Here is a 24,792-nt window from a genome sequence, read left to right as displayed (position 1 = left end):
CATGGAGATACGCGAAGGGCTCACCTTCGACGATGTTTTGCTGGAACCCGGCCCGTCAGAGATCATGCCCGCAGACGCGGATGTCTCGACGAAGCTCACCCGCGACATCCGACTGAACATCCCGCTGACCTCGTCCGCCATGGATACGGTCACCGAAAGCCGGCTGGCCATCGCCATGGCCCAGGCCGGCGGTCTGGGCGTCCTTCACCGCAATATGACGGTCGAACAGCAGGCCGACATGGTGCGCGAGGTGAAGCGCTACGAAAGCGGCATGGTCATCAATCCGGTGACCATCACCCCGCAGACCACGCTGGGCGAGATTCGCGAGATTCGGGCGAAGAAGAAGATCAGCGGCTTCCCGGTCGTCGATCCGGCCACCGGCAAGCTGGTCGGCATCCTGACCAATCGCGACATGCGATTCGACACTGACCCGAACCGCAGGGCGGGGGAGCTGATGACCTCCGGCGACCTGATCACGGTGCGCGAGGGCGCCGGTCGCGACGAGGCCCTGGCCCTGCTGCGCGACCGCAAGATCGAGCGGGTCATCGTCGTCGACGACGCCTATCGCGCCACCGGCCTGATCACGATGAAGGACATCGAGAAGGCCCAGGCCCACCCGCACGCAGCCAAGGACGACCAGGGCCGGCTGCTGGTCGGCGCCGCCTCGACGGTCGGCGACGCCGGCTATGAACGCTCCATGGCCCTGGCCGAGGCCGGTGTGGACGTGGTGGTGATCGACACCGCCCACGGCCACTCGGTCCAGGTCTCGCGCGTGGTCGAACGCATCAAGCGCGAATCCAACCGCATCCAGATCATCGCCGGCAATGTCGCCACCTATGACGCCGCGCGCGCCCTGATCGACGCCGGCGCCGACGCCGTGAAGGTCGGCATTGGCCCGGGCAGCATCTGCACCACCCGCATCGTCGCCGGCGTCGGCGTGCCCCAGCTTACCGCCATCATGGACGCCGTCCGGGCTGCGAAGGACTCGGGCGCGCCGGTCATCGCGGACGGCGGGATCAAATATTCGGGCGACCTCGCCAAGGCCATCGCGGCCGGCGCCAGCGTGGCCATGATGGGCTCGATGTTCGCCGGCACGGACGAAAGCCCGGGCGAAGTCTTCCTGTACCAGGGCCGGTCCTACAAGTCGTACCGTGGCATGGGCTCGGTCGGGGCCATGGGGGCGGGATCGGCCGATCGCTATTTCCAGAAGGAAGTCGAGGACACCCAGAAGCTGGTGCCCGAGGGCATCGAGGGCCAGACGCCGTACAAGGGGCCGATCGCCCCGGTGCTGCATCAGATGGTCGGCGGTCTGCGCGCCGCCATGGGCTATGTCGGTGCAGCCACCATCGCCGACTTCCAGGAGCGGGCGCGGTTCGTGCGCATCACCGGAGCCGGCTTGCGGGAGAGCCACGTCCACGACGTGATGATCACACGCGAGGCGCCGAACTACCGGCAGGGCTGAGGAGGGGGACAGGCCATGGATATGACGCCCGAGTTCATCATGCTGGCCTTCACCCTGATCCTGGCGCTGGTCCAGATCGGGGCGGCGGGGATGGCGCGCACCGCCGAACTGGGCGCCAAATGGAACGCCGGTCCGCGGGATGCGGCGGTTCCGCCCCCCGGCAAACTCGCCGGACGTCTGATGCGGGCCCAGTCCAATCTGTTCGAGACGCTGCCGATCTTCGCCGCCGCCGTGATCATGGCGCATATCGCCGGTAAGGACGGGCAACTGACCTTCGTCGGGACGCACCTCTACTTCTTCGGGCGGCTGATCTACCTGCCGCTCTACGCCTTCGGCGTGCCCTACATCCGCTCGCTGGTCTGGCTCGTCGCCGCCGCCGGGTTGGTGATGATCCTCGCCGCCCTGTTCGTTTGAAAGCCTGAATTGACCCCAGCCGCCCGCCTCGCCGCCGCCGCCTCCGTCCTCGACAGCATCGCCCAGGGGCGCGCCCCGGCCGAGGTCGTGCTCAAGGCCTGGGGGGCCGCCAACCGCTACGCCGGATCGGGCGACCGCCGCGCCGTGGCCGACCGGGTCTACCGCGTGCTGCGCGCCCGCGGCCGGCTGGTCTGGGCCATGGGCGGACGTGAGGACGGCCGGGCGCTGGTGATCGGCTCCCTCGCCCTGATCGACGGCCTGTCGCTGGAAGAGATCGAGGCCCTGCACTCCGGCGACGGCTATGGCCCGCGCCCGCTGTCGAAGCAGGAACGCGCCCGCATCACGGCCGGGAAGGGGGACCTGCCCGGCTGGGTCGCCGCCGGTCTGCCCGAATTCGTCGTCGAAGACTTCAAGTCGACCTTCGGCGAGCGCTGGAGCGAAGAGGCCCGCGAACTGATGGCGCCGCGCGCGCCGATCGACCTGCGGGTCAATACGGCGAAGGCGACCGTGGAGACCGTCGCGGCCGAACTGACCGCCGCCGGTCTGAAGCCCGAGCCGACGCCGTGGTCCGCGCGCGGCCTGCGCCTGACCTCGGAGCCGCCGCCCAATGTGCAGGCGCTCGAGGCCTTCAAGGCGGGTCATATCGAGATCCAGGACGAAGGCAGCCAGATCGTCACCTGGCTGGCCGGATCGGGCCTGAACTTCACCCCCGACAGCATTGTCGTCGACTATTGCGCCGGCGGCGGCGGCAAGACGCTGGCGCTGGCCGTGCAGGCCCTGCCCGACGCCGACCCGGCCAGGCCCGTCGCGCCGAAGCCGGCGGGCTGGTCTCCGACGGGCGCCGATGAGGCCGCCGCGGCCCGCGCCGCGCCGCCGGTCTCCGGAATGAAGCTGATCGCCTGCGACGTGGTGCAGAAGCGGCTCGACAACATCCGCCCCCGCTTGCAGCGCGCCGGCGTCGCCGCCGACCTGCGGCTGATCGGCCAGAACGGCGGCGGGGTCGAGGAATTCAACGGCAAGGCCGACCTCGTCTTCGTCGACGCCCCGTGCAGCGGTTCCGGCACCTGGCGTCGGCGTCCCGAGGACGCCTGGCGGCTCAAGGTCGACGAGATCGAGCGGCTGCACGCCCTGCAACTGCGCATTCTCGCCCAAGCCGTCGCCCTGGTGAAGCCGGGCGGGCGCCTGGCCTATGTCACCTGCTCCCTGCTGACGCGGGAGAACGAGGCCACCGCCGACGCCTTCGAGGCGGCGCATCCGGGGTTCCAGCCCTTGCCGATCGCCGGCTTGCTGGACGCGCCGAGCCTGACCGTCGCCGCCCGCGAGCGGCTCGCCGCCAACGCCAGCGGCCATCGGTTGCGCCTGTCGCCGGCCTCGACCAATACCGACGGCTTCTTCCTCGCCCTCTATGAGCGGCGGGCGTGAGCCGGGACTGGTCCCTTTCCCGCTTCGGTCCGAAGACCGTCCTGTGCGTCATGGCCGCCGAGCCCGAATACGGCCCGGCCCTGAAGGCCCGCATCCGGCCGCTGATCACCGGCGTCGGGCCCGTCGAGGCCGCCGCCGCGGTCGGTCACGCCCTCGCCGAACTGAAGGCCGGGGACGGCCTGCCTGATGGGATCGTGTCGCTCGGCTCGGCGGGATCGCGGACCCTGGACCACGCCCGCGTCTATCGGGTGTCGTCCGTCAGCTATCGCGACATGGACGCCAGCGCGCTCGGTTTCCCGAAGGGCGAGACGCCGTATCCGCGCATACCCGCTGTCCTGACGCTGGCCGATGGTCCGGCGGCCCTCCCGGCGGCGCGGCTGGCGACAGGCGCCAGCGTCGTCTCCGGCGTCGCCTATGACGACGTTGACGCCGACATGGTCGACATGGAGACCTTCGCCGTCGTCCGCGCCGCCGCCCGCTTCGGCGTGCCGGTGCTCGGCCTGCGTGGCGTCAGCGACGGCCGCGCCGACCTGACCGAACTCAGACACTGGACCGACGCCCTGGCGGAGATCGATCTCCGTCTGGCCGAAGCCCTCGACCTGTTGCATGACCATTTCACGCCTGCCGCCACGGAGCCCGCATGACCACCCCCGCTGATCACCAGAAGGTCCTGATCGTCGACTTCGGCAGCCAGGTGACCCAGCTGATCGCCCGCCGCCTGCGCGAGGCGCGGGTCTATTGCGAGATCCACCCCTACGCGAAGGCCGAGGCCGCGCTGGCGGCGATGAAGCCCCAGGCCATCATCCTGTCGGGCGGCCCCGAGAGTGTCCACGAGGAGGGCAGCCCGCGCGCGCCGCAGGGGGTGTTCGAGGCCGGCGTGCCGGTGCTGGGCATCTGCTACGGCGAGATGACGATGTGCGAACAGCTGGGCGGCAAGGTCGAGGGCGGCCATCACCGCGAGTTCGGCCGGGCCGAAATCACGGTGCAGAAGACCTCGCCCCTGCTGGCCGGCCTCGCCGCCGTCGGCGAGGAAGAAACGGTCTGGATGAGCCACGGCGACAAGATCGTCGCCATCCCGCAGGGCTTCGACGTGGTCGCCACCTCGGCCGGTTCGCCCTATGCCGTGATCGCCGACGAGACCCGCCGCTTCTACGGCGTCCAGTTCCACCCCGAGGTCATGCACACCCCGCGCGGTGCGACCATGCTGAAGAATTTCACCCATGGCATCGCCGGACTGAAGGGCGACTGGACCATGGCCGCCTATCGGGACGAGAAGATCGCGCAGATCCGCGAACAGGTCGGTTCGGCGAAAGTCATCTGCGGCCTGTCCGGCGGCGTCGATTCCTCGGTCGCCGCCGTGCTGATCCATGAGGCGATCGGCGACCAGCTGACCTGCGTCTTCGTCGACACCGGCCTGCTCAGGAAGGACGAGGCGACCCAGGTCACCAAACTCTTCCGCGAGCACTACAATATCCCACTGGTGCACGTTGATGCGTCGAAGGAGTTTCTCGGAGAGCTGGCCGGCGTCAGCGACCCGGAGACCAAGCGCAAGATCATCGGCCGGGTCTTCATCGAAGTCTTCGACCGCGAGGCGCACAAAATCGAAGGGGCCGAATTCCTCGCCCAGGGCACCCTTTATCCCGATGTCATCGAGAGCGTGTCGTCCTCGAGCGGCAAGGCGCACGTCATCAAGAGCCATCACAACGTCGGCGGCCTGCCGGACTTCATGAAGCTGAAGCTGGTCGAGCCGCTGCGCGAACTGTTCAAGGACGAGGTCCGCGCCCTGGGCCGCGAGCTGGGTCTGACCGACGCCTTCGTCGGCCGTCACCCCTTCCCGGGGCCGGGTCTCGCTATCCGCATCCCGGGCGAGATCACCCCCGATGCCGTCGCCACCCTGCAGGAGGCGGACGCCATCTACCTCGAGGAAATCCGCAAGGCCGGGCTTTACGACGATATCTGGCAGGCCTTCGCCGTGCTTCTGCCGGTCAAGACCGTGGGCGTCATGGGCGACGCCCGCACCTATGAGAAGGTGCTGGCCCTGCGCGCGGTGACCTCGACCGACGGCATGACCGCCGACTTCTTCGAGTTTCCGTGGGACGTCCTTGGCCGGACCGCGACCCGCATCGTCAATGAAGTGCGCGGCGTTAATCGGGTCGTCTACGACGTGACCTCCAAGCCGCCCGGCACCATCGAGTGGGAGTGAGACTTCAGACGACTTCGCGGCGGGGAACCTTATGGACCCGCGGATGCTGAATGACGCCGGTCCGGCGCGGCCTCTCTGACGGAGACGCGCTTCGATCATCCGACCCGGAGCATCGCCGACCATGGCCACCGTGGATTTCGACTTCTCCAACCCCGCCGGGCGCAAGCTGACAGGCGTGCTGGAGACAGGGCAGGGGCCGGTGCGGGCCTGGGCCGTGTTCGCCCACTGTTTCACCTGCGACAAGACCTCGCTGGCGGCGACGCGGGTCAGCCGCGCCCTGGCGGAGCTCGGCGTCGGCGTGCTGCGCTTCGACTTCACCGGCCTGGGCGAGAGCGAAGGCGAGTTCGGCAAGGGGCTGTCGGGCGACGTGCAGGACTTGGTCTGCGCCGCCCGCGCCATGGAGGCGACGGGCCGGGCGCCGCACCTTCTGATCGGCCACAGCTTCGGTGGGGCGGCGGCGCTGGCCGCGGCCGGGGCGCTGGACGCGGTCAAGGCGGTGGCCGTGATAGGCGCGCCGTTCGACGCCGAACATGTGTTGAGCCATGTCGGTGAGGCGCTTGAAGGCGTCGCGCCGGGCCGGCGCGTGCCGGTGTCGATCGCGGGGCGGGATTTCGAGCTCGGCGCGGACTTCGTCGAGGATATCCGGTCGCACAATCAGCAGGCCCGGATCGCGGGCCTGAAGCGCGCGCTGCTGGTGCTGCATTCACCGGTGGACGACATCGTCTCGATCGACAACGCCTCCGGCATCTTCCAGACGGCCCGCCATCCGAAGAGCTTCGTCTCCCTCGATCACGCCGACCACCTGCTGACCCGCAAGACGGATGCGGACTACGCCGCCGCAGTCATCGCCGCCTGGGCCAGCCGCTATGTCGGGGACGTCGCCGCCGCGGAAGGCGAATTGGCGCCGCCGGCGCAAGGCCTGCGCGTCGAGGAGACCGGCGGCGGCCAGTTCCAGGTGCGGGTCACGGCCGCGTCGGGCAGCTTCCTCGCCGACGAGCCGGTCAGCGTCGGCGGCCTGGGTTCGGGTCCGACCCCCTACGACCTGCTGGGCGCCGGGCTGGGAGCCTGCACGGCCATGACAATGCGCCTCTACGCCGACCGAAAGGGATGGCCGCTGGAGCGGGTGGTCGTCGAGGTCGGCCATGCCGCGAAGACCGCGTCGGCGCCGGATCACTTCACCCGCAAGATCGGGTTTGGGGGCGGACTGGACGAGGCGCAGCAGGCCCGGCTTCTGGAGATCGCGGACCGTTGCCCGGTTCATCGCACCCTGACCGAAAGCGCCATGGTCTCGACCGAACGGTTGCCCGGCGATCGACCGGACGAGGGCGCCGAGGACAGCCCGGAGGATCATCTGCATCGCATGCAGGACCTCTGCAGAGACCCGGATCTCAAGCGCGACCGTCCGTAGCGGCTGGCCTTCGCTACGCGCCGCCCTCAGGGTAGACCGGACGCCCGCCTGGCGCCTGGAAGGAACGACATGGGCCGATTGATCGAGGAACTGGACTATCGCCCCACGGCCATGGGGCCGCTGGTCCTTCGACGTCGCTGGGTCGCCGCCATCGACGCCGACGTGGTCGAGGTGATCCTCGGCGACGAACATCTGATGTCGAGCCTGTTCACGGTCGGGGAGACCGAACTGGCGGTCCGCGGTCTGGCCGCCGCCGAGGGCTCCGACCTACGGGTCCTGGTGGGGGGGCTGGGGCTCGGCTACACGGCGCGCGCCGCGTTGGCCGATCCGCGCGTGGCCACGGTTGAAGTGGTCGACGCCCTGGCTCCGGTCATCGAATGGCACAAGGCTGGGCTGGTTCCGCTCGGCGACAGCCTCGGTCGGGAGCCCCGCTGCAAGCTGACGCTGGGCGATTTCTTCGGATGGTTCGATCAGCCTCGGGACGCGGACGCCTGTTACGACGTCGTCCTCCTCGATATCGACCATTCCCCCCGCAACCTGCTGCATCCGGACCACGCCCGCTTCTATTCGCGGGAGGGTCTGAGCCGCCTGCGCGAAGGCCTTTCCGGGAAAGGACTCTTCGCCCTGTGGTCCGACGAGGGGCCCGACGACGAATTTCTCGCCCTGCTCGCGTCGGTCTTCCCGGCGGTCCGGGCGGAGGTGGTCGCATTCGACAATCCCCTCACCGGCGGCTCGTCCACCTGCACCATATATCTGGCGGGTCCGGCGGCCGAAGCCGGTCGCCCCGAGCCCGCAGTGTTGGAATCCCGCGCATGAACCGGATCAAGTCGGCCGCCCATCGGTCCAAGGTGATGGACGCAGAGGCCGCGGCCGCGCTGATCGCGCCCGGCACGACCATCGGGCTCAGCGGCTTCACCGGGTCCGGTTATCCCAAGTCGGTCCCGCTCGCCCTCGCGGCGCGGATTGAGCGCGAGCATGCGCGGGGCGTTCCGTTCCGGGTCAAGGTGTGGACCGGGGCCTCGACCGGGCCCGAGCTCGACGGGGCCCTGGCCAAGGCCGACGGTATCGAATTCCGCCTGCCGTACAATTCCGATCCCATCGCGCGCGAGAAGATCAATCGCGGGGAGATGGAGTATTTCGACATGCACCTCAGCCAGGTGGCCCCGGTCGCCTGGCAGGGCTTTCTCGGGCCGCTGGACACGGCGGTCGTCGAGATCTCCGGGATCCGCGAGGACGGCGCCCTGATCCCGTCGTCCTCGGTCGGCAACAACAAGACCTGGCTCGACCGCGCGTCGCAGGTGATCCTCGAGGTCAACCGCTGGCAGAACCCGGCGCTCGAGGGGATGCACGACATCTACTACGGCACGGCCCTGCCGCCCCACCGGCGGCCGATTCCACTGGTGCGGCCCGACGAACGCATTGGCGAACCGTGGCTGCGCTGCGACCCGGACAAGATCGTCGCCATCGTCGAGACGGACGCCCCGGACCGCAATGCGCCCTTCACCCCGGCAGGCGCCGACGACCTGGCCATCGCCGGCCATCTGCTCGAGTTCCTGAAGCACGAGGTCGACAGGGGGCGGCTGCCGCCGGGCCTGCTGCCGCTGCAATCGGGGGTCGGGAACACGGCCAATGCCGTGCTGGGCGGCCTGGCGGAGGGACCGTTCCACAATCTGACCGCCTTCACCGAAGTGATCCAGGACGGGATGCTGAACCTGCTCGAGTCCGGCCGTCTGCTGGCCGCCTCGGCCACGGCCTTCTCGCTCAGTCCGGAGGCGGCGCACGATCTCAACACCCGCATGACCGAATTCCGCGACCGCATCGTGCTGCGCCCGCAGGAGATCAGCAACCACCCCGAACTGATCCGCCGCCTCGGCTGCATCGCCATGAACGGGATGATCGAGGCCGACATTTTCGGCAGCGTCAACTCGACTCACATCATGGGGTCCCGCATCCAGAACGGCATCGGCGGCTCGGGGGATTTCGCCCGCAACGCCTACATCTCGATCTTCATGTCGGCCTCGACCGCCAAGGGCGGGCGCATCTCGACGATCGTGCCGCACGCCTCCCACGTCGATCACATTCCCCAGGACGTGCAGGTGATCGTGACCGAACAGGGCCTCGCCGACCTGCGCGGGCTGTCGCCGAAGCAGCGGGCGGCGCTGGTGATCGAGAATTGCGCCCATCCCGATTATCGGCCGGCGCTGAACGACTACTACGCCCGGGCCCGCCGGGAGTCGTACGGCCAGCAGTCGCCGATGCTCCTGCAGGAGGCCCTGTCCTGGCACGACCGCTTCGTCCGCACCGGATCGATGAAGCCGGACTGACCGGTCGGCGACGGCTTGGCGGCGACGCTGTCAGGACGGCGGGTCCAGCCAGATGCCGCTGCAGGCGATCTGATAGCGGCAACCGTCAAGGCCGATCTCCTCGACGGGAGTCGCACCGAGCTGTGCGGCCATCCGCGAGACCAGCGACAGGCCGAAGCCGGGCTTCCATGGTCCATTCGCCGATCCGACGCCGTTGTCGGACACCGTAAGCACGCCCCGTTCGCCGGCGACCCGCAGGCTGACTCGCACCTCGCCAGACCGGGCGGCCAGCCCATGCTCCAGCGCATTGCCCACCAGTTCCGCCGTGATCATGGCGAGCGCCGACGCGGTCCGGGAGCGGGCGATGCCGGGATCAAGATCCATGTGGATTTCGGCCAGACGATCGACCGCGTCCAGTTCGGCGACGTCCCGGCAGATGTCGCCCAGCAGGTCGTCCAGACGAACCTGGTCGCCGGCGCCCTCCTGCAGCCGTTGATGCAGGCGCATCACGACGCGAACCCGCCGTCCGGCCTCGTTCAGGACGCCGGCCGCTTCCGGGGACGCCATACGGCTCTCGAGGTTCAGCAGGCTCACAACCGACTGCAGGCTGTTGCTGATCTGGTGATGAATCGCCCGGATTGCGTCCAGGGCGTCGCTACGGGGCCTGGGCATGGACGCCTCCTGATCCGGTCAGCTTAACCCAACCGGCCGCGGTGGCTTTGAGCCAGATCAAGCCGACGGACGCCGCAGCCGGCGCTTGGCGGCGCGCAGAACGCCGCTCCATCCCCCGGCCGCCAGCCCTGCGCCGACGGCGAGCGCGAGATGCGCCGGGTCTGGCTCGGCGAAGCGGAACAGATGGGCGACCTGGGGCAGGTACAGGCCGATGAGAAGGATCGCAGCCAGCCCCGCTGCGATGCTCCAGAACAGCCGTCGATGCGGACTGCACAGGCCGACGCCGGCCGAGGCGGCGTTGGCCAGCGCCAGCGCCAGATTACCGACGGCGAGCGCCACATAGGCGGCGGCCCGGGCCGCATCCTCGCCGGCCTGCGGCAGGAGTCCAAGATACAGCCAGAGCACGGCGGCCAGGATCACCAGACCCTGACCCATGCCCGTGGCGATCTCGCCGATGCCGAACAGACGCGTGTCCAGCGAGCGCGGGGGGCGCTGCATCGCGTCCGGCTCGCTCGGCTCCGCCTCGAAGACCAGCGCGCACACCGGGTCGACAACCAGTTCCAGCAGGACGACATGGATCGGAAACAGAAAGGGCGGTGCGCCCAGCAGGATCGGCAGCAGGGCGAGACCTGCGATCGGCACATGGATGGCGGTGACATAGATCAGCGCGCGCCGCAGGTTCCGGAAGATCCGCCGGCCCAGCCTCACGGCGCCCAGGATTGAGCCGAACCGATCGTCGAGCAGGACCAGATCGGCGGCTTCGCGCGCCACGTCGGTGCCGCGGCCGCCCATGGCCACGCCGATGTCGGCCGCCTCCAGGGCCGGAGCGTCGTTAACCCCGTCGCCGGTCATGGCCACCATCTCGCCATTGGCCTGAAACGCCCTGACCAGGGCGAGCTTCTGCCCCGGCTGAACCCGGGCGAAGACCCGCACGTCGCGCAGCCGCTCCGCCAGGGCGGCTTCGTCGAGAGCGGCGATCTCGGCCCCGGTCATCACGCCGCCTGAGACGTCGATCCCCGCGTCGGTCGCGATCTTCAGCGCCGTCGCGGGATAGTCGCCGGTGATCATGGCCACCCCGATGCCCGCGGTCCGGGCGTCCCGCAGCGCCGCCGGCACGTCCCCCGCGACGGGATCGAGAAACCCGACCAGTCCCTTGAAGGTGAACCGGAGCGCTTCGGGCGTCGCGACGGGGACGTCATGGATGGCCTCGGCGACGGCGAGAACTCTCAGTCCGTCCGAGGCCAACCGTTCCAGCGCGGATCGTGCGGAGGCGGTCTGGCGCGACGTCATCCGGCACAGGGCGAAGATCGCTTCAGGCGACCCCTTGGCGGCCGTGTGAAGTCCCTCCGCCACACGCCAGCTCTGCACCACCGCCAATCGGTGCGACGCCAGCGGCCAGAGCTGTTCCGGCCGATCCGCCGCGGGCGGGCCGAGCGCGGCCAGGGCCACGTCCATCGGATCGGTCGGCTGCGGGCTGCTGGCGCGGATGGCGGTCTCAAGCACCGTCCGCAGGGACGGGGCCAGACCGTCGTCCTCGGGCCGGCCTTCCGCTTCGGACGACCACAGGGCGACGACGGCCATGCGGTTCTCGGTCAGGGTGCCGGTCTTGTCGACGCAGAGCAGGGTGGCGCCGCCCAGCGCCTCGATCGCGGCGGCGCGGCGCACCAGCACCTGATGCTGCGCCAGCCGCCAGGCTCCCAGCGAAAGGAACACCGACAGGACCACCGGAAACTCTTCGGGGATCAGGGCGATGGCGATGGTGATGCCCGCGAGGGCCCCCTCTATCCAGAGCCCGCGCAACAGGCCGTAGGCCATGGCGACAACGACAGCGAAGGCGAGCGCCAGACCGCCGATCCAGACGACGATCCGGCCCGTCGATTTCTGCAGCGGCGTCCGCGCCCGGTCGATCGTCGACAGGGACACCCCGATCTGGCCGAGGGCGGTTCGCGCGCCGGTGGCTGTGACCCGGAGGACGCCCTGGCCGGCCACGATCAGGGTCCCGGCGAAGACCTGATCGGGCAAGGCGCCGTCGGCCGACACCCCGCCGCCCCCGCGAACCACAGGCACGGACTCGCCCGTCAGCGCCGACTCGTCGATCTGCAGGACCTCGGGTCCGATCAGGACGCCGTCGGCCGGCGCTCTCTGACCTTCGGCCAGAAGCACGATGTCGCCGCGCACCACCTCTCGCGCCGGGAGCGTCAGGGTGCGGCCGCCCCGGACGACCCGGACCACCGGATCCGAAAGCCGGCGAAGCGCCCTCAGGGCCGCCTCGCTCCGGACCTCCTGGGCCACGACCATGCCGACAGTGACCACGCCGGCGAAGGCCAGCAGCAACCCTTCCGCCCGATCGCCCAGCGCCAGATAGAGCGCCGAGGCCGCGGCCAGCAGCACAAACATGGGCTCGCGCAGGGCCGAAAGGGCGATCGCCAGCGCGGGCCGGGTGCGGTCGGCTGACAACAGATTGGGCCCATCCGCAGCCAGCCGGCGGGCCGCCTCGTCCGCGGTGAGACCATGGAAGGACGATTCCGTGGGCATGGAGGCTCCATTGGCGCCCGGGCAGGTTGCGGGACATGATCCTGCCAGCCTGAACAGATCCTTCGGCGGCGCCTTGACGGGGGTCAAGCGGACCCTGTGCGAAGTCCGGCCGGCGGCCGGAGCCCGGACGGCGATGAACCGGATCGATCGACCTCACGCCCGGCCCGGTGAAACCTGTGCGGATCTTTGTCGGCGAAACGGCCGGTTTGGTCGCGGCGCCGTCGCAGCGCGGTCAGGCCTGGTCGCAAGGCTCTCCCGTCGCGCGGGCGCTGACGCCAGTCTGCCGGGCCAGGCTGCGCGGCGACCTCCCAAATTCCGCGCGCGGCGTCCTCACTCAATCGAACCCGGGGCCTCATGCGCATCTCGACTCATTCCGTTCGTCCGACCCGCCATCGCTCCGTCGACCTGATGGTCGGCACCGCCCTGGGCTGTTCGCTTCTGGTCCTCGCGGCCCCCGCGGCGGCCTCGGACGAATGCGGCGCGGCGGTGGGCGGAGTCGTCACCTGCACGGCGGCGGGCTCGCCTTACGCCACGGGCATTCAGTACACGCCGGGCGCGGGCGGTCTGACGATGAATTTTGGGGCGGGCGCCAATGTGGACGCCGTCGGCGCCGGGGTGTTGATCAGTCCGCCGGTCTTTGGCTCAAGTCCGGTGACCTTGAATGCGCAGGACGCCGTCATCCGCGCGACCGCGGCGGCGGGGCAGGTTGGACTGACCGCCCTGCGGGTGGCCGGTAATGATGACATCGGCATCTATGTCGGCGAGGTCCAGGTCTCGGGCGTCAGGGCGACCGGGATCGCGGCGCTCCTGGGCGGTGACGTGCAGAACGGGTCCCGCGACATCCTCATCGATGCAGACGTGGTCACCGCGGCCGGCGAGGGATCGACGGGCATCTACGCTCTCAACGACAGCGGCGACATCGATATTCATACCGGGACGATCACGGTCACCGGTGATCGCGCCGCAGGCATCTACGCCCTGAGCAATTTCGATGTGACGATCGATGTTGACACCCTCACGGGTCATGGGGCGGGCGGCATTGAGGTGGACGCCCTGGGCGCGGCGTCCATTACAGTCGGTACGCTGACCACAACGGGCGACAGCGCCGACGGAATTAGCATCACCAGCCTGGGCGGGGGGCGCAGCCAGGTCGAGTTCGGCACGATCAGGACCGAGGGCGAGGACGCCGGGGCGATCGACATTGAAACCTATGGTGGGGAGGTCATTGTCCGCGGCGGCTCGGTGACCGCGCTCGGCGGCGGCGGCGATTACGGCTCCGCCGTGCGGGTCCAGCAGTTCAACACCCTCGGCTCCGGTCCCCACACCGTGACGCTCGAGATCGCCAACATCGTCACCGGCAGGACGGATGACGAGGGGATCCTCTATGGCGACAACGGCCATGGGGTTCGCGTCGACGCGCTCGCCGATGTGAATTTCGAGATCGGTTCGATCTCCACCCATGGCGTGAACGCGCGGGGCGCAATGATCGTGGCCCAGGGACAGATTACCGGAGCGGTGGACGCCGTCGAGACCCGCGGAGATTTCGCCACCGGCCTCTATCTTCAAACGGCGGGCGGCATCACCGCCGATTTCGGCTCGATCACCACCCATGGTCGCTACGGCCTGGGCGTGTTGGCCTATACCGAAACCGGCGACATCGATATTTCCGGCCGCGACATCGAGACTTTCGATGACGGCGCGCACGGAGTCCTGGCCGCCTCGGGCTATGGCGACATCAGGCTGGACCTCGGGACGGTCAGGACCCATGGCGAGAACGCCATCGGCGTATGGGCCCAGGGCGCCTACCAGGACGGGGCCACGATTGATCTTGCGATCGACGCGATCGAGACGTCCGGTTTTGGCGCGCGCGGGCTGCTGATCCAGCCCCAGAACGCCGGCATGACGGTGGCCCTCGGTTCGGTGAGGACCTCCGGTGACTCGGCCGGGGCCATCGTCGTCGAGCAGACCGAGGCCGGTTCGCTGACCCTGACCGCCGACGAGGTCGCGACAACAGGCGCCGACAGCTCGGCGATCCTGCTCGACCAGGGCGGCGACGTGACTCTGGATCTGGGCGTGGTCTCCACCCGCGGAGACAATTCCCGGGGCATCGTGGTCGCCCGCGATCCGGAACTGTCGGGACCGCGCACGGTGGTCGTGGCGGCGGACGCCGTCCACACGGGGCATACGGATCCCGACGGCGTGGTCACGGGCTTCGAGGCGGACGCGATCCAGATCCACAACTCGGGCGCCACCACGGTGAACGTCGGGACGGTGACGACCATCGGCAGTCTGTCCGATGCGATCGAGATCGACGCCGGGGGGACAGGCCACGTCACCCTGACCGCCACTAGCCCGATCAGCGCGACGGGCGCTGGCTCGCGCGGGATCGCGATCAACGGCGCGGACGGGGCCGTTGTGGCCGTGGCCGACGTCTCGACCGAGGGCTCCAACGCGGCGGCGGTGACCATCAGGGCCCATGAGGACGACGGTCCGGCGACCGGCGGAGTGACGTTCACCGGCGGGGACATCACCGCGAAGGGCGAGAATTCGCTCGGCCTCCAGATCTGGGCCGCAGGCGACGTGGTGGCGACCGCAGGCGATGTGTCCACCGATGGCGACACTTCGAGGGCGGTGTCCGTTTCGTCTGTCAACGGCGCGGTCAATCTTCGGCTTGGCGACATTCACACCGACGGCGTCTCCTCCAGCGCCCTCGGCGTGGGAGGCTATGGAGACGTGACGGTGCTTGCCGGAGACATCGCGGCCCTGGGGAACGTGTCCAGGGGCGTCGGGGTATCCTCCCTCACGGGCGACGTGACCCTGACGCTCGGCGACGTCGAAACGCATGGAAAGTCCGATTCCGATGCCGTGACGGCCACCCTTGAGGCCGAGGACGCGGTGCTGCGTCTGACAGCGGGCGCGCTGCAGGCCTTCAGCGGTCCGACGAGCCCCTCCAGCCCCGGAAACTCGGCGATGGTCATCCGCAACGCCGGTCTCTCGCTCATCGATATCGGCTCCGCCCGGACGAACAGCATCAACGCGCCCGTGATCGATATCGATGGAGCGGGTACGGGCGAGGTCGACCTTGATGTCGCCGGCGTCGTGGCTTCGACCCAGACCCGTTCGGAAGGACTTCGTGTGCTCAGCGCCACGGACGTCGCCATCCGCGCCGGCGAAGTGACGACGGCGGGAGACGATTCCACCGCCGTCAAGATCGGGATGCCGGACCATGCTGTGACCGGCGATGTGAGCGTCGCAGTCGGCCAGCTCCGGACCTCCGGCGAGCGGTCCATCGGCGTGGACATCGAGACTGCGGGGACCGTGACCTTGACGCTGGGCAGCGCCGTCGCCACCGGTGCGGACGGTGTCGCCGTTCAGGCTTCGGGCTCCACCATCGACATGACGATCGCCACCGAGCTGCGCGGGACGCGGGTCGGGGCCGATCTGGACGCCGCCCAGAGCCTGACGGTCAACCTGGCGGCGGGCTCGTCCACATCCGGCGCGGCCTTTGGTCTGGACCTGTCCTCGGGGACTGGCACGACCCTCACCAACCGGGGCGTGCTGGGCTCGGCCGACGGTGTGGCCCTGAACGTCGACGGCGGTGCGGCCACGATCAACAATTTCGGCACGCTGGAAGGCAGGATCGACCTGACAGCGGTCGCTGACACCCTGACCAACGCCGGAACCTTCCGGGTGCGCGGAACCAGCGATTTCGGCGCAGGCGTGGACACGCTCGACAACACCGGCGTGGTGAGCCTCGGCGACTCGGCAACGCCCCTCCAGGCCCGGCTCCAGAATCTCGAGCGCTTCAACAACGCCGGGACAATCGACCTGAGCAACGGCGTGGCCGGCGACGTCCTGACGATCGATGGGGTGCTGAACGGCCTCGCCGGCAACCAGGTGCTGCTCGACCTGGACACCCGGACCACGACCGTGGTCGCCGACCGGCTGGTCGTCGGCTCGCTTGAGGGGCTGACCCATGTCGAACTGGAGGTGCAGGGGGCCGGCGTCATCGGCGACACCGGCGTCACCCTCGTGACTTCCACCGCGGCCCAGACCGGCCAGGAGCTTGAGGTCACGACCGCCGGCGGCTTCCTCGACTATGACGCCGTGTTCGACACGGTCACGCGCGAGTACCGCATTGTCGGCGCGGCGGCGGACCAGGCATGGGAACCGACCAAGGTCGCCTCCGGCGCCCAGATGCAGTGGCGGCGCGGCGCAGACGTGATCGCCGCGCGCTTCGACGACCTGCGCGATAGCCGGGCCATGGGGCTGCGCCAGGGCGGCGGCGCCGAAGTCTGGGCCCAGGCCTTCGGCGGGTCCGGCGAGGTCGAAGGTCAACGCGTCATCGACGGCGCGGCGGCGGACCTGACCCACGATGTCGATGTCGCCGGCGGTCAGGTTGGCGTCGACATGGTGCAGGCCTTTGGCGGCGGCGATCTGGTGCTCGGGGCGGCCGGCAGCCTCAGCGAAACCGAACTGACCTTCCAGGCGAACGGAGACACGGCCACCTTCACCGGCCTCGGCCTGGGCCTCTACGCCCAGTGGAGCCGCGGACCGCTGGCCCTCGGCGTCATGGCCAAGGGCGACCGCTACGACCTGGACTACGAATGGACCTCGGCCGATCTGGCCGATGAGGCCAGCGGCGAAACCTGGGGTGTGCGCGTCGACGCCGCCTGGCGCATCGACGCCGGCCCGGGCTGGACCATCGAGCCCCAGGCCTCAGCCTGGTGGAGCGAGACCCGGCTGGATTCGATCACGGCCGAGGCCGGCGAAGTCGAGTTTGGCGACACCAACAGCCTGATCGGCCGGGCCGGCGTGCGCGTGGCCCACGCCATGCGCCTGTCCAACGGCGCCGTGGTCCAGCCCTTCGCGGGGCTGTACGGCTTCAACGAGTTCGAGGGCGATAACGTCTCGCGCATCCACCTCGGTTCGCAGACGCTCGAGGTCGCGGACGCGGCGGCGGACCTGTGGGGCGAGGCCGTCTTCGGCGCCAACGTCGGCCGCGGGGCGATCCAGGGCTTCGTTCAGGGCGAAGCCGCCTTCGGCGAGATCCGCGGCCTCACCGCGCGGGTCGGGGTGCGGATGAACTGGTGACCGCCCCCCGCTGAGCCGGCCTGGACGCCTTCGTCGCAGGCCAGGGGCGTCCTGTCTCATCCTCGCCCGCGCTGCGTGCGCGGTCTGTATCCCCTCTACACGCGGCGCGGCCGCCAGACTTGTCCGGAGACCACACTATGTTCGACCCCGCGGATTGGCGGAGCCTGCTGTTTTCATGGGACGGGCGTTTGCGCCGGTCTCATTTCTGGTGCGGCATGGCCGCGCTGGTCGTCGCCCAGCTTCTGCTCGGCTGGTTGCCGTTCGTCGGTGATCTGGTGGGTCTGGCCCTGATCCTGCCGGCTGCATCCATCAGCGTCCGACGTCTCCACGACATGGGCCATTCAGGCCGGCTGGCTCTGGTCCCCATGGTCGGCGCAGCCGTCAGCATCGTGATCGGGCTCATCTTCGGAATGTTGTCGGGTCCTGTCGCCGCCGTCGGCGCGCTCGCCCTTGCGGGCCCCCTCATGCTGGTGATGGGAATCGTCGCGCTGGTGAACCTCGCGTTCGTCCTCTGGACGGGCCTGGCCTCCGGCGTCGAGGGCGACAACCGCTTCGGCCCGGATCCGCGACAGGCCGGGATTCCGGCGTAACCGCCCATGGGCGGCAGCCGCGCGTCCATGCGCTGCTAGCCCCGCGCGGCGCGTTCCAGCCCGGCGACGTTCAGCCGCTTCATCTCCATCATGGCGGCGAACACCCGCCGCCTGACGCCTTCGTCCGGATCGGCGAGGAAGCGGTTCATCGCATAGGGCACGATCTGCCACGACAGGCCGTAGCGGTCCTTGACCCAACCGCACTGCTCGGCCTCCGGCACGGCCGACAACGCATCGGTCAGCCGGTCCACCTCGGCCTGATCCTCGCAGTCGATCTGCAGGGAGATGGCCTCGGTGAAGTGGAAGTGCGGACCGCCGTTCAGGGCGGTGTAGCGCGCGCCGGCGAGGGTGAATTCCACCAGCAGGACGTCGCCCGCCTTGCCGGAGGGATAGTCGCCCGGCGAGCGGATGACAGCGTCAACGCGAGAGTCAGGCAGCAGGGATACGTAGAAGTTCACGGCTTCCTCGGCCTGTCTGTCGAACCACAGGCACGGAATGACTTTCTGGCGCGGGGGCAGGACGGACATGGGACGTCTCCGTTGCTGACCGGGCCACTATATTAAACCGTACGGTTAAATGCAAACCGGCGTGGGTTGCGGTCGGGAGCCCGGCTGGGCACACAGGGGGGCATGACCCCGATCCTCTACGGCATCCCCAACTGCGACACCGTCAAGAAGGCCCGCGTCTGGCTGGACCAGCACGGCGTGGCCTTTGTCTTCCACGACTACAAGAAGGCTGGCGTCGATCGCGCCTTGCTGCAGGACTGGGTCGCGGCCCATGGCTGGCAGACGGTGCTGAACCGGGCCGGCACGACCTTCCGCGCCCTGCCCGAGGCGGACAAGGCGGATCTGACGGCCGAGCGGGCGATCGCGTTGATGCTGGCCCAGCCGTCGATGATCAAACGCCCGGTGCTGGACCTGGGCGACCGGACCCTCGTCGGTTTCAGGCCCGAGCTTTACGAGGCGGCCTTCGCCTGATCACCGCGTCAGGTTGAACTGCACGGCCTCGCCGGCCTGCGCATTCGGCGCCAGCCAGACGTCGAACAGTCCCGGCTCCACGGTCGGCTTCAGGTCGGGTCCGAGGAACAACAGATCCGCGAAGGTCAGCGGCAGGCTGACCTCGACCGACCCGCCGGCCGGCACGGTCACGCGCCGGAAGCCCTTCAGCAGCCGCACCGGCTGGGTGATCGAGGCTGCGCGGTCGCGGATGTACAGCTGCACCACCTCCGACGCGTCGCGCGAGCCGGCGTTGCTGAGGGTCACCGAGGCCGTGATCTCCCCGTTCCAGCTCATGGTCGACGCCGACAACCGCACCGGCGAATAACGCACCGGGGCGTAGGTCAGGCCGTGGCCGAACGGATAGAGGGCGGTGTTCGACGTCTCGCGGAACTGCGCCTTGAAGCCCTCGCTGCGCGACGCTGCGGGCCGGCCGGTGGTCTTGTGGGCATAATGGAAGGGGGACTGGCCGGAGAAGTGCGGGAAGCTGACCGGCAACCGTCCAGTGGGCGCATGGTCGCCGAACAGGATGTCGGCCACGGCGTGTCCGGTCTCGGAGCCCAGGAACCAGGTGGCGAGAATGGCCGGGGCGTCCTTGACGGCCCCGGACAGCTCCATCGCCCGGCCGTGGCGCAGCAGGACCACCACGGGCTTGCCGGTCGCGGCGACCGCTTCGGCCAGCGCCAGCTGCGGCTCGGGGATGCCAATGTCGACCCGGGACTGGGCTTCGGCCGACATGTTCTGGCTCTCGCCGACGGCCAGCAGCACGACATCGGCCTGCGACGCCGCCATCACCGCGGCCTCGATCCCGCCGGCGATCGGCGCCTCGACGTCCGAGCCCTTGATCACGCTCAGCGACGCGCCGTCACCCAACGCCGCGCGCAGGCCCTCTTCCAGCGACACCGCCAGTTTTTCGTCTTTGAAGATCGACCACGGCCCGAACAGGTCGACCTTGTCGGCGCCGAACGGACCGATCAGGGCGATGCGCTTGCCGGTCTTCGGCAACGGCAGCAGCCCGCCGTCGTTCTTCAGCAGCACGATCGACTTGCGGCCCGCCTCGCGCGCCAAGGCCAGATGCTCCCGGCTGCCGGTCACCCGCCGCTCGGTGCGCACGTCCGAGCCGCGATAGGGGTTTTCGAACAGGCCCAGCGCCGCCTTGGTCATCAGCACCCGCCGCACCGCCTCATCGACGCGCGCCATCGGCACGTCGCCCGCCTGCACCAGTTCGGGGATATGCTTCATGTAGAGGCCGCTCTTCATCGACATGTCGACGCCGGCCATCAGGGCGATGCGGGCCGCGTCGCGGCCGTCGGCGGCGTAGCCGTGGGCGATCAGCTCCTCTTCCGAGGTGTAGTCCGACACCACGAAGCCGGCGAAGCCCCATTCCCCGCGCAGGATGTCGGTCAGCAGCCATTTGTTGCCGCTGGTCGGAACCCCGTTCAGATCATTGAAGGCGCTCATCGTCGACAGGGCGCCGGCGTCGAAGGCGGCCTTGAACGGCGGCAGATAGACCGAGCGCAGTTCCAGCTCGCTCATGTCGGTGGAATTATAGTCCAGCCCCGCCTCGGCCGCGCCATAGGCGGCGAAATGCTTGGGACAGGCCAGCAGGGACGACCAGGCCTTCAGGTCATCGCCCTGGAAGCCCTTCGTCCGCGCCGCGGCGAACAGATTGCCCAGCAGCACGTCCTCGCCCGCGCCTTCGACGACGCGTCCCCAGCGCTGGTCGCGACCGATGTCGACCATCGGCGCATAGGTCTGGTGCACCCCCGCCGCGCCGCCCTCGACCGCCGCCGCCCGTGCGGTGCGCTCGGCGAGGTCCACATCCCAGCTGGCCGCCTCGCCCAGCGGCACAGGGAAGGTGGTCCGCAGGCCGTGGACGATGTCGGCGGCGAACAGCAGCGGAATGCCCAGCCGGCTTTCGCGGACCGCCATCTCCTGCACCAGCCGGGTTGTGGCGGCTCCGACGCCGTTGAACAGCGCCCCGATGCGGCCAGCCCGAATCTCGGCGGCGGTCTGTTCCTGGCTGGCGTCCAGCGTGTCGCCGGGATTGACGCCTTCCGGACGCCAGCGGAACGGATCGTTCTGCAGTGTCAGCTGGCCGGCCTTCTCCTCGATCGTCATGCGGGCGATCAGGGCGTTGACCCGTTCGAGGTTGACCTGGGCCTGCGCCGCCGCGATCCGGGGCGCCATCATCATACCGGCGGTCAGCGCGCCTCCGGCCAGAAGCGCGCGACGGGTCGGGGCGGGGAGGGGCAGGTGACGCATGTAACCGGTTCCAACTGACAGACGACGCAGGACTAACCGGCGAGCCCCTCCGCGCCTACCCTCGACCGATCACAAGGCGTTGCGGTCGGGCGTGTGGTCTTGTCAGCCCTCGACCTCTGTCTCGGGTCTGTCGTGCCCGTCGGCCCGTTCCGTGACCCAGCGCCCCGACGCGTCAGCGTATTCGATCAGCGCGTCCTCATCCGGCACCTTCTGCTCGCGCGCGGCTGCGGCCGCCGCGGCCCGGGCCGAGTCATGGTCCGGATAGGTCTCCGAGAAGGTGTCGCCCAGCCGGTAGGCCCAGCCTCCGTCATGTTCGACGATGCGATAGGTGATCTGGACCATCTGGCTCTCCGGTGGGGATAGTGCGTACGCCCGACAGGGAGCGAACGCGGGGCATGCCGGGCAGTTGCAGGCCGACGCTACCGGCTTCCGCCGCCTTACGAAAGTTTCACCCGGCGGTTCGCATCCACCGGGAGCCCCCGGCGCCTCTTGTCGTCAGAAGGCCGAAGCATCAGGCTCCGGTTTGTAACAAGAGGGGATACCCCATGGATATGACGCCCATCCTGATCGTCGCCATCGTCTTCAGCGCGATCACCGCCATCGTCTTCGGCCCGAGCTACCTGAAATCGCGCGAGAAGCGCGAGATCCAGACCACGGTCCGCCACGCCATCGACAAGGGCCAGGAACTGCCGCCCGAGCTGATCGACGCCATGACCAAGGACGTGGCCAGCAAACTGCCCTCCCGGACCCGCGACCTGCGCCGCGGCGTCATCTGGCTGGCGGTCGGCATCGGCTTCGCCGCCTTCAGCTATCTCAGCAACCTGGGCTGGAACGACCACGACATGGAAGGGGCCGCCGGCGCCATGATGGGTCTGTCGGCCATTCCGGTCACCATCGGCCTCGCCTTCATCATCCTGAGCTTCTTCAACCCGAACAAGGAGTAGGGGCCGGGCGGACAGGGGGACAGATCATGACCCAGGCCTTGGTCGACCGACACGACGTCGAGCTCGCCGCCCTCGCGGCGGCGGGTGGACGGCGGGAGTTCGGCGAGCTGGTGCGCCGTCACGGTTCGGCGGTGCGCGCCCTGTTGCGGCGGATGGGGGCCCAGCCCTCTCTCGCCGACGACATCGCCCAGGACGCCTTCATCCAGGCGTTCCAGCGCTGCGGCGAGTTCCGCGGCGAGGGGACCTTTGCGGCCTGGGTCAAGCGGATCGCGGCGCGTCTCTACATCAAGCGGGTCGCCAAGGAAGCCCGCTATACTGCTGAAGTCGAACAGGAAGATATCGCGCCCGCCGCCGATCAGGCGGGCCTGATGGATCTTGATGAGGCGCTCAAGGCTCTCAGCGAACCCGAACGGCTCTGTGTTTCCCTTTGTCACGGAGCGGGCATGGCGCATCCCGAGATCGCCTCCGCCCTGAATTTGCCACTCGGCACGGTGAAGTCTCATGTCAAACGTGGTCTGGATAAACTCCGTGCGCGGCTCCAGCCGGAACCCGCACAGCCCTTGGGGAGAACGCAGCATGTCGGCTGATGAGTTCGATCCCTTCGTCGAGCGGCTGTTCGCGCGAACCCCCGTCATGCCCGACGCGCCCCTGTTCACCGCCCAGGTCGAGCAGCGGCTGCAGAAGGGCTCCCGGATTCGCTTCCTCGCCCTCACTCTCGCCGGTCTGGGCGGCGGCGCGGTCGCCGTGCGCGAAACCATGTCGGTCGACCTCGATCTCGGCGCCCGCGAAGGCGTTGTCGCCGGAGACGCCTTGGGGCAGGGCATCCAGTCCGCTTCGCTCAACGTCCAGGGCACGATCCAGGCCGGGCTCGACCAGGTCGGCCTCTCCAATCTGGAGCTCGGCTCCATGGGCGGGATGCAGCTGTTCTGGATCGCCGCCGGGGCCCTGATCGCTCTCGCCGCCGCCGGGGTGATGAAGCTGTCGCAGGAAGTCTGACCCGGGGCCGCCGTCCCGCCCCGGGGATGACGCGCCGGCCGCAGGCCCCTATCTAGGTCTCCGAACAGGAGGCCCGCCCATGTCCAGCCACAAGCAGGAAGCCGTCCGTCGCCTGGCGGCCCCCGATATCCGGGCGCGCAAGGGCGGCGAACCCATCGTCTGCCTGACGGCCTACGACGCCCCGACGGCGGCGCTTCTGGACGACCACTGCGACCTGCTGCTGGTCGGCGACAGCGTCGGCATGGTCGTGCACGGCATGCCCAACACCGTCGGCGTCACCCTCGAGATGATGATTCTGCACGGCCAGGCGGTTATGCGCGGCTCGAAGCGGGCCATGGTCGTCATCGACATGCCGTTCGGCTCCTACGAGGGCGGCAAGGAGCTGGCCTACGAGAACTGCGCCCGGGTCATGAAGGAGACCGGCGCCCAGGGTGTGAAGCTGGAAAGCGGCCCCACCGTCGCCGAAACCATCGCCTATCTCGTCCAGCGCGGCATCCCGGTCATGGGCCACGTCGGGCTGCGGCCCCAGGCGGTTCTCACCGACGGAGCCTTCAAGGCCAAGGGCCGCACCGACGAGGAGCGCCTGCGCGTGATGGCCGAAGCCGAGGCCACCGCCGACGCCGGCGCTTTCGCCATCGTCATCGAGGGGGTCGCCGAAGGCCTGGCCCGCGACATCACCGGGGCGGTCGACAAGCCGACCATCGGCATCGGCGCCTCGGCCGCCTGCGACGGTCAGATCCTCGTCACGCCCGACATGCTGGGCCTGTTCGACTGGACCCCGAAATTCGTCAGGCGCTACGCCGATCTGCGTTCGGAGATCGACCGGGCGGTCGCCGCCTATGCCGGGGATGTCAAAGCCCGCCGTTTTCCTGCCGAAGTCGAGACCTACTTCTCGAAAAAGCCGGTTTCGCCGTAAAGCCCGCGTTGCGGCGCGGGGAACGAGTCTCTAGGGTCCGGCCGGTTGGATTTTCTGCGACTTTTGGGGCGACGTATCCGTGGTTGATGTCTTCGATCAGGTCGAGGAGGAGCTTCGCTCCGATCGATACAAGCGGCTGGCCCGCACCTGGCTGCCGGTCGTCGGCGGCGTTCTTCTCGTCGCACTGATCGCGGCCCTGGCCTGGTGGGGCTGGCAGAAGATGGAGACCTCGAAGGCCGACAAGGCCTCGATCGCCTATCAGCGCGGCCTCGAATCGCTCGAGTCGGACAATCTGGTCGGGGCCGACGCCGCCTTCATCCAGGCCGCGGACGAGGGCAACGCCCCCTACAAGGCGCTGGCGCTGCAGCATCGCGCCGGCATCGCCGTGCGGCAGAATCGCATCCCGGCCGCCGTGGAGCTGCTCGACGAAGCCGCCGGCGCCTCACGCGACCCGCTGTTGCGCGACGGCGCGGCCTACAAGGCGGCCCTGCTGCTGATGGACACCGCCAGCCTCGAGGACGTGCAGGCCCGGCTCGAGCCGTTGACCGAAGAGGGACGGCCCTTCCGCGCCTT

General features: G+C 69.2%; 21 protein-coding genes. 16 read left to right on the top strand and 5 right to left on the bottom strand.

What is annotated here, in order from left to right:
- Position 1: 1 nt before the first annotated feature.
- The 8 genes from guaB to V6M45_RS06740 all read left to right on the top strand — a co-directional run bounded on the left by guaB (position 2) and on the right by V6M45_RS06740 (position 9,233).
- Positions 2–1,462 carry an IMP dehydrogenase gene (gene guaB / locus V6M45_RS06775; RefSeq protein ID WP_332654893.1) on the top strand — a complete coding sequence of 487 codons (1,461 nt, stop codon included), beginning with the start codon at positions 2–4 and terminating at the stop codon, positions 1,460–1,462.
- A 15-nt stretch (positions 1,463–1,477) separates the two neighbouring features.
- A complete protein-coding gene (locus V6M45_RS06770; RefSeq protein WP_332654891.1) occupies positions 1,478–1,876 on the top strand; it encodes an MAPEG family protein in 399 nt (132 codons plus the stop codon).
- Between the two features lie 9 nt (positions 1,877–1,885).
- Entirely contained in the window at positions 1,886–3,298 is a 1,413-nt protein-coding gene (locus V6M45_RS06765) for an RsmB/NOP family class I SAM-dependent RNA methyltransferase (RefSeq protein WP_332654888.1), read from the top strand.
- Complete coding sequence (locus V6M45_RS06760; protein ID WP_332654887.1) at positions 3,295–3,942, top strand: 5'-methylthioadenosine/S-adenosylhomocysteine nucleosidase; 648 nt, start codon at positions 3,295–3,297, stop codon at positions 3,940–3,942. The genes V6M45_RS06765 and V6M45_RS06760 overlap by 4 nt, the downstream gene beginning before the upstream one ends.
- Complete coding sequence (gene guaA, locus V6M45_RS06755) at positions 3,939–5,501, top strand: glutamine-hydrolyzing GMP synthase (protein WP_332654885.1); 1,563 nt, start codon at positions 3,939–3,941, stop codon at positions 5,499–5,501. The genes V6M45_RS06760 and guaA overlap by 4 nt, the downstream gene beginning before the upstream one ends.
- Positions 5,502–5,622: 121 nt before the next feature.
- Entirely contained in the window at positions 5,623–6,909 is a 1,287-nt protein-coding gene (locus V6M45_RS06750) for a bifunctional alpha/beta hydrolase/OsmC family protein (RefSeq protein ID WP_332654884.1), read from the top strand.
- 69 nt (positions 6,910–6,978) lie between these two features.
- Positions 6,979–7,725, top strand: coding sequence for a hypothetical protein (locus V6M45_RS06745; RefSeq protein WP_332654882.1), 747 nt, complete (start codon positions 6,979–6,981; stop codon positions 7,723–7,725).
- Complete coding sequence (locus tag V6M45_RS06740) at positions 7,722–9,233, top strand: acetyl-CoA hydrolase/transferase family protein (protein ID WP_332654881.1); 1,512 nt, start codon at positions 7,722–7,724, stop codon at positions 9,231–9,233. Before V6M45_RS06745 ends, V6M45_RS06740 begins: the two co-directional genes overlap by 4 nt.
- A 30-nt stretch (positions 9,234–9,263) precedes the next feature.
- Here the strand turns inward: V6M45_RS06740 and V6M45_RS06735 are convergent, their stop codons facing one another.
- Both V6M45_RS06735 and V6M45_RS06730 read right to left on the bottom strand, forming a co-directional pair.
- A complete protein-coding gene (locus V6M45_RS06735) occupies positions 9,264–9,884 on the bottom strand; it encodes a sensor histidine kinase (protein ID WP_332654880.1) in 621 nt (206 codons plus the stop codon).
- 57 nt (positions 9,885–9,941) lie between these two features.
- Positions 9,942–12,419 (bottom strand): cation-translocating P-type ATPase, encoded by a 2,478-nt coding sequence (locus tag V6M45_RS06730; protein ID WP_332654879.1) that lies wholly within the window; start codon positions 12,417–12,419, stop codon positions 9,942–9,944.
- 354 nt (positions 12,420–12,773) lie between these two features.
- Between V6M45_RS06730 and V6M45_RS06725 the strand changes: the two genes are divergently transcribed.
- Positions 12,774–17,513, top strand: a complete 4,740-nt coding sequence (locus V6M45_RS06725; protein WP_332654878.1) for an autotransporter domain-containing protein — start codon at positions 12,774–12,776, stop codon at positions 17,511–17,513.
- Between the two features lie 137 nt (positions 17,514–17,650).
- Positions 17,651–18,103 carry a DUF805 domain-containing protein gene (locus tag V6M45_RS06720; RefSeq protein WP_332654877.1) on the top strand — a complete coding sequence of 151 codons (453 nt, stop codon included), beginning with the start codon at positions 17,651–17,653 and terminating at the stop codon, positions 18,101–18,103.
- Positions 18,104–18,138: 35 nt separating this feature from the next.
- Here the strand turns inward: V6M45_RS06720 and V6M45_RS06715 are convergent, their stop codons facing one another.
- Complete coding sequence (locus V6M45_RS06715) at positions 18,139–18,630, bottom strand: VOC family protein (RefSeq protein ID WP_332654876.1); 492 nt, start codon at positions 18,628–18,630, stop codon at positions 18,139–18,141.
- Between the two features lie 102 nt (positions 18,631–18,732).
- Between V6M45_RS06715 and V6M45_RS06710 the strand changes: the two genes are divergently transcribed.
- On the top strand, positions 18,733–19,080 hold the full coding sequence (locus V6M45_RS06710) for an arsenate reductase (protein WP_332654875.1): 348 nt from the start codon (positions 18,733–18,735) through the stop codon (positions 19,078–19,080).
- Here the strand turns inward: V6M45_RS06710 and V6M45_RS06705 are convergent, their stop codons facing one another.
- Together V6M45_RS06705 and V6M45_RS06700 are read right to left on the bottom strand one after the other, a co-directional pair.
- Positions 19,081–21,363: a glycoside hydrolase family 3 N-terminal domain-containing protein gene (locus tag V6M45_RS06705; protein ID WP_332654874.1), complete on the bottom strand. Its 2,283-nt coding sequence runs from the start codon at positions 21,361–21,363 to the stop codon at positions 19,081–19,083.
- 102 nt (positions 21,364–21,465) lie between these two features.
- Complete coding sequence (locus V6M45_RS06700; protein ID WP_332654873.1) at positions 21,466–21,705, bottom strand: hypothetical protein; 240 nt, start codon at positions 21,703–21,705, stop codon at positions 21,466–21,468.
- A gap of 203 nt (positions 21,706–21,908) precedes the next feature.
- On the opposite strand from V6M45_RS06700, the gene V6M45_RS06695 reads away from it, so the two are divergent.
- From V6M45_RS06695 to V6M45_RS06675, 5 genes are all read left to right on the top strand, one after another.
- Complete coding sequence (locus V6M45_RS06695; RefSeq protein ID WP_332654872.1) at positions 21,909–22,307, top strand: DUF6249 domain-containing protein; 399 nt, start codon at positions 21,909–21,911, stop codon at positions 22,305–22,307.
- 26 nt (positions 22,308–22,333) lie between these two features.
- Positions 22,334–22,894, top strand: coding sequence for an RNA polymerase sigma factor (locus tag V6M45_RS06690; protein ID WP_332654871.1), 561 nt, complete (start codon positions 22,334–22,336; stop codon positions 22,892–22,894).
- Positions 22,884–23,303 carry a hypothetical protein gene (locus V6M45_RS06685; protein ID WP_332654870.1) on the top strand — a complete coding sequence of 140 codons (420 nt, stop codon included), beginning with the start codon at positions 22,884–22,886 and terminating at the stop codon, positions 23,301–23,303. The genes V6M45_RS06690 and V6M45_RS06685 overlap by 11 nt, the downstream gene beginning before the upstream one ends.
- Positions 23,304–23,382: 79 nt before the next feature.
- Positions 23,383–24,219, top strand: coding sequence for a 3-methyl-2-oxobutanoate hydroxymethyltransferase (gene panB, locus V6M45_RS06680; protein ID WP_332654869.1), 837 nt, complete (start codon positions 23,383–23,385; stop codon positions 24,217–24,219).
- 79 nt (positions 24,220–24,298) lie between these two features.
- The coding region (locus tag V6M45_RS06675; RefSeq protein ID WP_332654868.1) for a tetratricopeptide repeat protein at positions 24,299–24,792 on the top strand (494 nt) is incomplete at its 3' end.

The sequence above is a fragment of the Brevundimonas sp. genome (assembly GCF_036676055.1).
Lineage (GTDB): Bacteria > Pseudomonadota > Alphaproteobacteria > Caulobacterales > Caulobacteraceae > Brevundimonas.
Note: the sequence above shows the minus strand (reverse complement) of the source record. Positions and strands in the feature narration are given on the sequence as shown.